Here is a 9,413-nt window from a genome sequence, read left to right on the forward strand (position 1 = left end):
AAGCGCCTTTGTTACTGATGGGGGGAGGGGGTGGGTTTGTTGTACGATGCCGTAAAAATTTTCATTGTGGGCCCCCGGTTGTTTTTGTTTGGTTGTTCCGCGGGGGCGCCCTCTTTTTTCATGTGTACGCAGACTTGCTCGAGCGCGGCGGTGGCGGACACCGGCCCCTGAAAGGGAGGATGAACACCATGACTGCTGAGGAGTGGGGAGCTGGCGACCCCGGTCGACGTGGGGGCGAGCGTCGTGGCGAGTCCGGTCGCGAGCCCCGCAAGGACGGCGCGCGGCCTCGCCGGGACGACGGTGCGGGTGGCCGATCCGGCCAGGGGAGGACTCCTCGTCGTGACGAGGCGTCGGGCGGAGACCGCCGGGGCTCCGACCGCGCTGGTGGCCGCCGTGGAGACCGGGACGGATGGGGCCCGCGGGACGATCGTCGCGGACCGCGGGAGGACCGGGGTGGCCGTCGTGAGGGCAGCGGGTCGCGTGACGGTGGCCGTGGGCGGGACGATCGACGTGGATCCTGGGAGGACCGGGCAGGTCGCGACGAGCATCGTGGGCCTCGTGACGGTGGCCGCGGGCGGGACGATCGCTCGCGGGACGGTGGCCGCGGGCGGGACGATCGCTCGCGTGACGGTGGCCGCGGGCGCGATGAGCGCCGCGGATCCTGGGAGGACCGCGGAGGCCGCGGCGAGGGCCGTGGGCCTCGCGAAGGCGGACGGGGACGGGACGATCGTCGCGGATCCCGTGATGGTGGCCGCGGTCGGGACGAGCGGGCAGGCGGTCACGACCATCGCGAGTCGGTCGTCGAGCGCGACCGGGTCCGCCGCGGAGCGGCACGCCTGTCCCCGAAGTCGCCCCGCAGGCCAGAGCCCATCATCCGTGAGGGCGTCACGGGGCACGAGGTCGACCGCGGCGTGAAGAACCAGCTGCGCACCCTGTCGAAGGAGAACGCCGAAGGGGTCGCCCAGCACCTCGTCATGGTCGGGGAGCTGCTCGACACCGATCCTGAGGCGGCCCTCGCCCATGCCGAGACCGCCGTCCGCCGTGCGGGTCGGGTACCGGCGGCACGTGAGGCACTTGGCCTCGTCGCCTACCGGATGGGGGACTGGGCCAGGGCGCTCTCTGAGTTTCGCACCGTGCGGCGCCTCTCCGGCTCCAGCCACCTGCTGCCGCTCATGGTCGACTGCGAGCGCGGCCTGGGACGACCGCGCAAGGCGCTCGAGCTCGCCCAGAGCGACGAGGCCAAGAGCCTCACCTACGACGAGCGCGTGGAGCTCGCGATCGTCATCTCGGGCATCCGCCGCGACATGGGCCAGGTCGATGCGGCGGCCGCTGGGCTCGCCGACCTTGCCCGGCGTCTGAGCCCGCACCGTGCTTCGGCACCGCGGCTCTACTACGCCTACGCCGACGCCCTGCTCGCGGGCGGCGACGAACAGGGTGCGAGGGAGTGGTTCGCCAGGGCTGCCGACGCGGACCACGAGCTCACGACCGACGCGGCCGAGCGTCTCGACGAGCTCGACGGAGTCGAGGTGCTCGACCTGCTCCCCGACGAGGACGACGAAGACGACGTCGAGTCGGACCGCACCGGCCATCCCGACAACGACGAGGACAACGACGAGGACGACGCCGACGACGACGCCGACGCCGGCGATGAGGGTCTCGTTCTCGGCCGTGCATCGGAAGGTGACACTCCCGATGAGTGACGACTGGAGCCAGGGGCGGCAGGCCGCCCCCGCCACCGGGGACGAGGACCTCGACGCGGTTCTGGCCGAGCTGGAGGGCCTCGACGACGAGCCGCTGGACCGCCACATCGAAGTCGGTGAGGCCGTGCACCGCGCACTCCAGGGGCGACTCGGCGACCTGGGCGGCGCGTGACCCGACGCCTCGACGCCGAGCTCGTCAGCCGCGGCCTGGCCCGATCGCGGAGCCAGGCGCGTGCGCTCGTCACCGGAGGCGCGGTCCTCGTCGACGGCACGCTCCAGACGAAGCCCGCCGCTGCCGTCGACGACACCAGCCGCATAGAGCTGAACCGCGAGCCGGACCGGTGGGTCGGACGAGCGGCGTACAAGCTGCTGCGTGCCCTCGAGCTGTGGGGGCCGGGGGGCACTGCCCTCGACAGTCGCGTCCATACCCGACCGATCGAGCCGCACGGGCGGAGATGCCTCGACGTGGGCGCGAGCACCGGCGGCTTCACCCAGGTGCTGCTCGAGCACGGCGCGTCCAGCGTCACGGCCTTGGACGTGGGGCACGACCAGCTGGTCCCAGACCTGGCCGCGGACGCGCGGGTCATTGACCTGCCCGGCACGAACATCCGCGATGTGCGTCCGAGCGACCTCGGCGAGCCCTTCGACCTCGTCGTCGCCGACCTCAGCTTCATCTCCCTCACCCTCACACTCGGCCCCATGCGGGACCTCACCGCCGAGGGAGGCGACCTCCTCGTCCTCGTCAAGCCGCAGTTCGAGGTCGGTCGCGAGCGGCTCGGGCGGGGCGGGATAGTCACCTCGTCCCACGAGCACCGCAGGGTGCTGCTCGACGTCCACCGCCATGCCACGAGCCTTGGCCTCACCGTGCTCGGTGCGGCGCCGAGCCCCATCCGCGGCACCGAGGGCAACCGGGAGTTCCTCCTGTGGCTGACGCCGTCGGCGCACCCGGCAGGCAGCGACCCCGCAGCCGTCGACCGCACGGCCGCCCATGCCGCCGGCACCGACCCGACTGGCGCCGACCCCACAGGCCTCGGCCCGGATGACATGCTGTTGCGCATGGACCTGGAGACAGACTCGTGACGCGCCGCATCCTGCTCGTCACCCACCCGCGGCGCTCCGAGGCCCTCTTCGTCGCCAAGGCCGTCGTCGAGCGGCTCACCGCCATGGGTATCGAGGTCTCCGTCCAGGCCGACGAGGCAAGGGCCCTCGACCTGAAGGAAACCGCCCGCGTCCACGTGCCCAGCCAGGAGTCGATCACCGAAGGAGCCTCCGAAGAGTGCGACCTCGTCGTCGTCCTCGGCGGTGACGGGACCATCCTGCGCGGCGCCGAGTTCGCCCGGCGTCTGGACGTCCCGCTCCTCGGCGTAAACCTCGGCCACATCGGCTTTCTCGCCGAGGCCGAGCGCGAGGACCTCGAGGCGACGGTCGAGCACATCGCGGCGCGGGCCTACACGGTCGACGAGCGCATGACGCTCCACGTCGACGTGCGCCACGACGGCGAGCTCATCGCGAGCAGCTGGGCGCTGAACGAGGTCAGCGTCGAGAAGGCGGCCCGGGAGCGCATGCTCGAGGTCCTTGTCGAGGTCGACCGCCGACCGCTGTCGAGCTGGGGCTGTGACGGCGTCATCATGTCCACCCCGACGGGCTCGACCGCCTACGCCTTCTCCGCCGGCGGCCCCGTCGTGTGGCCGCAGGTCCAGGCGATCCTCCTCGTGCCCAACTCCGCCCACGCCCTCTTCGCGCGACCGCTCGTCCTCGGGCCGGACAGCGTCGTCGCCATCGAGATCAAGGCGGCCAGCGAGGGCAACGGGATCATGTGGTGCGACGGTCGCCGGCACGTCGACCTGCCTCCCGGCGCGCGCATCGAGGTTCGTCGCGGCCTGCGCCCCATCCGGCTGGCCCGGCTCAACGACGCGCCCTTCACCGACCGACTGGTCGCCAAGTTCGACCTCGCCGTCGAGGGGTGGCGCGGCAACGGTGGCGGCGCGCGACCGACGTCGTGACGCCCCCGCCCCGTAGGGTGTGAGCGTGTTCAGCCAGATCCGGCTCCGTGGCATCGGGGTCATCGACGAGGCGGTGCTCGACCTGAGCCCTGGCCTCAACGTCGTCACCGGCGAGACAGGCGCAGGCAAGACGATGGTCGTCTCCGGCCTCGGCCTGCTCCTCGGCCAGCGTGCCGACTACGGACTCGTGCGCAGCGGCGTCGAGAGCGCCTTCGTCGAGGGTGTCCTCGAGCTGCCGGACGACCATCCCGCCCTCGCCCGTGCGGCCGAAGCCGGCGCGGAGCACGACGACGGCGAGCTGGTGATCGCCCGCACCATCTCTGCCTCCGGCCGCTCCCGCGCCCACATCGGCGGGCGCACCGCGCCGGTCGGAGTCCTCGCCGAGCTCGGGGAGCACCTCGTCGCCGTCCACGGCCAGGCGGACCAGTGGCGCCTCAAGCAGGGCGACGCGCACCGCGAGGTGCTCGACGCCTTCGGCGGCCCGGAGCTGCTCGCGCTCCGAGACCGCGTCGGCGACGCCCACGACCGCTGGCGCCACGCCACCGAGGAACGCGACCGCCTCGCCTCCCTCGCCCGGGAGCGCGCCCGTGACATCGACTCGCTGACCGCCGCGCTCGAGGAGGTCGAGGCCGTCGACCCGCAGCCGGGGGAGGACGTCGCGCTGCGCGCGGAGGACGAGCGCCTCAGCCATGCGGATACCCTCCGCACGGCCGCCGGCCAGGCGCTCAGCCGCCTGACGAGCGACGAGTATGCCGCCGAGACCAGTCCCAGCGTCGCCGACCTCGTCGCCGCGGCCCGGTCGGCACTCGGACCGGCGGTGCACCACGACGAGCGGCTGCGCTCGCTCGACGAGCGACTCGTCGAGCTCGCCGCCATCACGACCGAGCTCTCGGCGGACCTGACGAGCTACGTCTCGGACGTCGAGCTCGACCCTGAACGGCTCGAGGCCGTCCAGGAGCGCCGCGCCGCGCTGACGACCCTGACCCGGAAGTACGGCGAGACGGTCGACGAGGTGCTCGAGTGGACGCGGGAGGCCGCGGGGCGCCTGGACGAGCTCATGACCGCGGACGACCGGGTGGCCCTGCTGACCGAGCAGGTGAGCTCCCTCGAGGCCGAGCTGCTCGACCTGTCCCTCGAGCTGTCGGAGTGTCGCGGGCAGGCCGCCACGCGGTTCGGGACCCGCGTCAGCGAGGAGCTGCGGCACCTCGCCATGGGACGAGCCGAGCTCGTCGTACAGGTGACGAGGCGGACCGACCCCGAGGGCTCCGAGCTGCAGTCGGGTGAGCGGGTCCGGCTCTCCCGCACCGGGATCGACGACGTCGACATCCTCCTCGCCGCGAACGCCGGTGCGGCCCCACGCAGCGTCACGAAGGCCGCCTCAGGCGGTGAGCTGTCCCGGGTCATGCTCGCGCTCGAGGTGGCCGGCGCCGCCACGGGCGGACCGCCGACCTTCGTCTTCGACGAGGTCGACGCCGGCGTCGGTGGCCGGGCGGCGCTCGACGTCGGTGCCCGGCTGGCCCGCCTCGCCGAGCAGGCCCAGGTCGTCGTGGTGACGCACCTCGCGCAGGTCGCCGCCTTCGCGGACCGGCACCTCGTGGTCCGCAAGTCCGATGACGGCGTCATCACCTCGAGCAGCGTCGTCGCCGTGGCGGACGACGACCGGCTCGCGGAGCTGTCGCGGATGATGGGCGGCGACCCCGACTCCGACGCCGGACTCGCCCACGCACGGGACCTCCTCGAGCAGACGACGGCCCTGCGCGAGTCGGCGGACCGTGAGGCGGCTGGGCAACCGAGACGGCGCGGGTCAAAGGGACGCGGGACATCGAAGGAGACCGCGACGGCCGTGTGACCGGAGTGACGGCCCGCTCACTCGACCGCGGGCCCAGGGCCCGGCGGAGCCGGGACACCGTTCCCGAGCAGGGGAGGGGCGTGTGCCACGCGCCGGCACGGTGCGGCGGGTGCGGGGTCTGGGACGCCACGTGGCACGATGGGACCACCATGGCCATCTCCATCCGTCGACGCAGCCAGGCGTCCGGCGCTCATCCCGGCGTGTCCGGCCCGGCGCGTGTCGACCGACGGACCAAGAACCTCACGAAGCGGCTCCAGCCGGGCGACGTGGCCGTGATCGACCACCGGGACCTTGACCGCGTCAGCGCCGAGTCCCTCGTCGCCGCTCGGCCGGCCGCCGTCGTCAACGCCTCGACCTCCATCTCCGGACGCTATCCCAACGTGGGCCCGGAGATCCTCGTCTCGGCCGGCATCCCGGTGCTCGACGAGGCGGGGCCAGACGTCATGGCGCTCAAGGACGGGGAGCCGGTTCGGCTCGACGGTGCCGAGCTCTGGCACGGCGAGCACCGCGTGGCCCGCGGCCAGCTGCTCGACGAGCAGTCAGTCCAGGCGCAGATGCATGAGGCCCGAGCGGGGCTGGCCGTGCAGATCGAGGCCTTCGCGACGAACACCATGGAGTACATCCGCAAGGACCGCGACCTGCTCCTCGACGGGATCGGCATTCCGCCCATCACGACCAAGCTCGACGGACGGCACTGCCTCATCGTGGTGCGTGGCTACCACTACAAGGAAGACCTAGAGACGCTGCGCCCCTACATCAGGGAGTACCGCCCGATCCTCGTGGGCGTCGACGGCGGCGCTGACGCCATCATCGAGGCGGGGCACCGGCCGGACCTCATCGTCGGCGACATGGACTCGGTGTCCGACGGCGCTCTCCGGTCCGGCGCCGAGCTGGTCGTGCACGCCTACCGCGACGGCCGCGCGCCGGGGCTCGCCCGTGTCGAGAAGCTGGGCCTCGACGCTGTCGTCTTCCCGGCCGCCGGCACGAGCGAGGACGTCGCCATGCTCCTCGCCGACGACTGCGGTGCCGAGCTCATCGTCGCCGTCGGCACCCACGTCACGCTGGTCGAGTTCCTCGACAAGGGCCGCGACGGGCAGGCGAGCACCTTCCTGACCCGCCTCAGGGTCGGCGGGAAGCTCGTCGATGCCAAGGGCGTCAGCCAGCTCTACCGGGCCCGGGTCCCCGGGGGCATGCTCTTCGTCCTCGTCGTGGTGGGCCTGCTGGCCCTCTTCGCCGCCATCGCAGCGACGCCGACCGGTCAGGCCTGGCTGCAGGTTCTCGCCGCACGGTGGGACGACATCCGCTCCGCCGTCGTGGGGATCTTCACGTGATCGACTTCCGCTACCACCTCGTCTCCATCATCTCGATCTTCCTCGCGCTCGCCGTCGGCATCGTCCTCGGCGCCGGCCCGCTGCAGTCCAACCTCGGCAGCACCCTCGGCGACCAGGTCGTCGCCCTGCGCAACGAGAAGCAGGACCTCAACTCCAAGCTGACCGACAGCCAGCGGCAGGTCGCGGCGGCCGACGAGTACGAGACAGCCATCACGCCGCTCCTCGTGGCAGGGCGCCTGACCGGGCACAGCGTCGTGCTCGTCGTGCTGCCCTCGGCCGAGAGCAAGCTCGTCGACACGACGACCGCGGCGCTGGCCGCTTCGGGCGCCAAGGATCACGGCACGGTGACGCTCTCGTCGGACTGGTTCGACCCGACGAAGGCCGCGGAGCGCGCGACCGCCGCCGGCACGGCGGCCGGCGAGCTCGGCCTCACCTCGACCGCGACCGGCGACGTGCTGCTCGGGGAGGTTCTCACGAGGCTCACGGTGAGCGAGGTGCCGGTCGAGCCCGGCGCGAACCGGGCCCAGGCACTGTCCACCCTGGGCGATGCCGGCCTGCTCGACAGCAGCGTGCCCGAGCTTGCACCCGCGGACATCGCGATCATCGTCTCCGGGGACTACTCCGGAAGCCAGGCAGACGTCGATGCCCGCACCCAGCTGGTCCTCGCTCTCGCGCTGCGCCTGCAGACGGCGTCCCGGGCCACGGTCGTCATCGGGGGAGCGCCCGTCCAGGCCGCCGGGCAACCGGTGACGACCGACGCCGTGACTGCCGTCCGGGCCGACCCTCGCGCGAGCAACGCGATCTCGACGGTGGACCACGCCCGGGAGGGCCGCGGACCCGCCATCGTCGTCCTCGCCACCGCGGCGCAGCTCGCCCACCACGTCGGCCACTACGGGACCGCCCCCGACGCGAAGGCGATCCTGCCGCAGGTGGGGCAGTGACCCGAGTCCGAACCAACCCGCGCTCCCTGCTGCATTCGAGGGCCCGCAGCATGGTCGGTCTCGTCACCGCGGCAGGCGCGTCAGCGGCCGCGATCCGGCTCTCCACCCGGCTTCCCGAGCACTGGCAGGGACCGTGGACCCGGACCAACCACGCGGGCGAGCGCGTGACCCTGCTCGAAGGGCCCGCCTGGGTGGTGGGCGCGCTGGCCGGCCTCGCCCTGTCCGGGCGAGACGGGCGACGGCGGGCCGGTGCGCTCGTCATCACGGCCGCCGGGCTCGGCATGCTCGACGACCTCGCCGGCTCGACGTCCAGCAAGGGGCTGCGCGGCCACCTCACGGCTCTCGGCCGCGGGGAGGTGACCACCGGCGCCGTCAAGCTCCTCGGGCTCGGCGCGACTGGTCTCGCCGCTGCTGCCGCCGTCGAGCCGGGGCGCGCAGCCTCCGGGCGAGGTCCCGGCCGCCTGCTCAGGACCATGGTCGCCGGAGGGGTGATCGCGGGAACGGCCAACCTCGTCAACCTGCTCGACCTGCGGCCCGGCCGCGCCCTCAAGGGCGTCATCGGGCTCGCCCTCCCGATGGCCCTGCCCAGCCCCGCCGCCGCGGCCTCCGTCGGCGCGTCCCTCGGGGTCATCGCCGACGACCTCGACGCCCGCTCGATGCTCGGTGACACCGGGGCCAACGCCGCCGGCGCCCTCGTGGGCCTGGCTCTCGTCGAGCGCACCGGCCCGGTGGGGCGAACCGTCAGCCTTGCCGCACTCACGGCGCTGACGCTCGCCTCCGAGCGGGTCAGCTTCTCGTCGGTCATCGACCGCCACCCCCTCCTGCGGCGCCTCGACCGGTGGGGCCGCCCCGCGACGGACGCGCCGCGGTGAGCCGGGCGGGGGGGACCGGGTCAGGACGGAGCATCGCCGTCGCCGCCGGCTCGATCGCCGCCATCACCATCGTCGCGCGGCTCGTCGGCTTCGGCCGGTGGTTCGCCTTCTCGCACTCCGTCGGTGCGACATGCGTCGGCACCGTCTACCAGAGCGTGAACGCGGTCCCGAACGTCCTCTACGAGATCGCGGCCGGCGGCGTCCTCGCCGCGGTCGTCGTCCCGCTCGTCTCGGCTGCCCTCGGGCGAGGTGAGCGCGAGCACGCAGACCGGACGGCCTCGGCCCTGCTGACGTGGGCACTGGCCGTCCTCGTCCCGCTCGCCCTCGTCGTCGTCCTCGCCGCCGGCCCCATCGCCCGCCTGCTCCTGCCATCGGGTGGCTGTGCGGGCGCCCTCGGACTCGGTGTCGACCTGCTGCGGCTCTTCGCGATCCAGGTGCCGCTCTATGGCGTCGGCATCGTCCTCGCCGGGGTGCTCCAGTCACACCGCCGCTTCGTGGGCGCCGCCCTCGCCCCGCTCCTGTCGAGTGTCGTCGTCATCGCCACCTACCTCGTCTACCGGGCTCTCGTGCCCGACCCCGCGGCGCCGATCGAGACCGTCCCGGGCGGCGCCGTCCTCGTCCTCGGTCTCGGCACGACGCTCGGAGTGGTGGCCCTCAGCCTGCCGCTGCTCGTGCCCCTGCGCCGGGCCGGTATCCGGCTCCGTCCGACCCTCCGCT

At 73.1% G+C, this 9,413-nt stretch carries 10 protein-coding genes; all 10 read left to right on the plus strand.

Annotated features, from left to right (window positions below; translation table 11 throughout):
* Positions 1-243: 243 nt before the first annotated feature.
* Positions 244-915: a hypothetical protein gene (locus tag ACTHJJ_RS05385; protein WP_440301911.1), complete on the plus strand. Its 672-nt coding sequence runs from the start codon at positions 244-246 to the stop codon at positions 913-915.
* Positions 912-1,700, plus strand: coding sequence for a tetratricopeptide repeat protein (locus ACTHJJ_RS05390; RefSeq protein WP_440301912.1), 789 nt, complete (start codon positions 912-914; stop codon positions 1,698-1,700). Before ACTHJJ_RS05385 ends, ACTHJJ_RS05390 begins: the two co-directional genes overlap by 4 nt.
* On the plus strand, positions 1,693-1,872 hold the full coding sequence (locus ACTHJJ_RS05395) for a hypothetical protein (RefSeq protein ID WP_440301913.1): 180 nt from the start codon (positions 1,693-1,695) through the stop codon (positions 1,870-1,872). The genes ACTHJJ_RS05390 and ACTHJJ_RS05395 overlap by 8 nt, the downstream gene beginning before the upstream one ends.
* Entirely contained in the window at positions 1,869-2,780 is a 912-nt protein-coding gene (locus ACTHJJ_RS05400) for a TlyA family RNA methyltransferase (protein WP_440301914.1), read from the plus strand. The genes ACTHJJ_RS05395 and ACTHJJ_RS05400 overlap by 4 nt, the downstream gene beginning before the upstream one ends.
* Entirely contained in the window at positions 2,777-3,703 is a 927-nt protein-coding gene (locus tag ACTHJJ_RS05405; RefSeq protein ID WP_440301915.1) for an NAD kinase, read from the plus strand. The genes ACTHJJ_RS05400 and ACTHJJ_RS05405 overlap by 4 nt, the downstream gene beginning before the upstream one ends.
* Before the next feature lie 25 nt (positions 3,704-3,728).
* Positions 3,729-5,552 carry a DNA repair protein RecN gene (gene recN, locus ACTHJJ_RS05410; protein ID WP_440301916.1) on the plus strand — a complete coding sequence of 608 codons (1,824 nt, stop codon included), beginning with the start codon at positions 3,729-3,731 and terminating at the stop codon, positions 5,550-5,552.
* 149 nt (positions 5,553-5,701) lie between these two features.
* Entirely contained in the window at positions 5,702-6,883 is a 1,182-nt protein-coding gene (steA, locus tag ACTHJJ_RS05415; RefSeq protein WP_440301917.1) for a putative cytokinetic ring protein SteA, read from the plus strand.
* Positions 6,880-7,824: a copper transporter gene (locus ACTHJJ_RS05420; protein WP_440301918.1), complete on the plus strand. Its 945-nt coding sequence runs from the start codon at positions 6,880-6,882 to the stop codon at positions 7,822-7,824. Before steA ends, ACTHJJ_RS05420 begins: the two co-directional genes overlap by 4 nt.
* Positions 7,821-8,696: a hypothetical protein gene (locus tag ACTHJJ_RS05425; RefSeq protein ID WP_440301919.1), complete on the plus strand. Its 876-nt coding sequence runs from the start codon at positions 7,821-7,823 to the stop codon at positions 8,694-8,696. The genes ACTHJJ_RS05420 and ACTHJJ_RS05425 overlap by 4 nt, the downstream gene beginning before the upstream one ends.
* Positions 8,693-9,413 (plus strand): lipid II flippase MurJ (locus ACTHJJ_RS05430; RefSeq protein ID WP_440301920.1); only part of this gene is annotated, 721 nt, incomplete at its 3' end. The genes ACTHJJ_RS05425 and ACTHJJ_RS05430, both read left to right, overlap by 4 nt.

The sequence above is a fragment of the Intrasporangium sp. genome (assembly GCF_051961875.1).
GTDB lineage: Bacteria > Actinomycetota > Actinomycetes > Actinomycetales > Dermatophilaceae > Intrasporangium_A.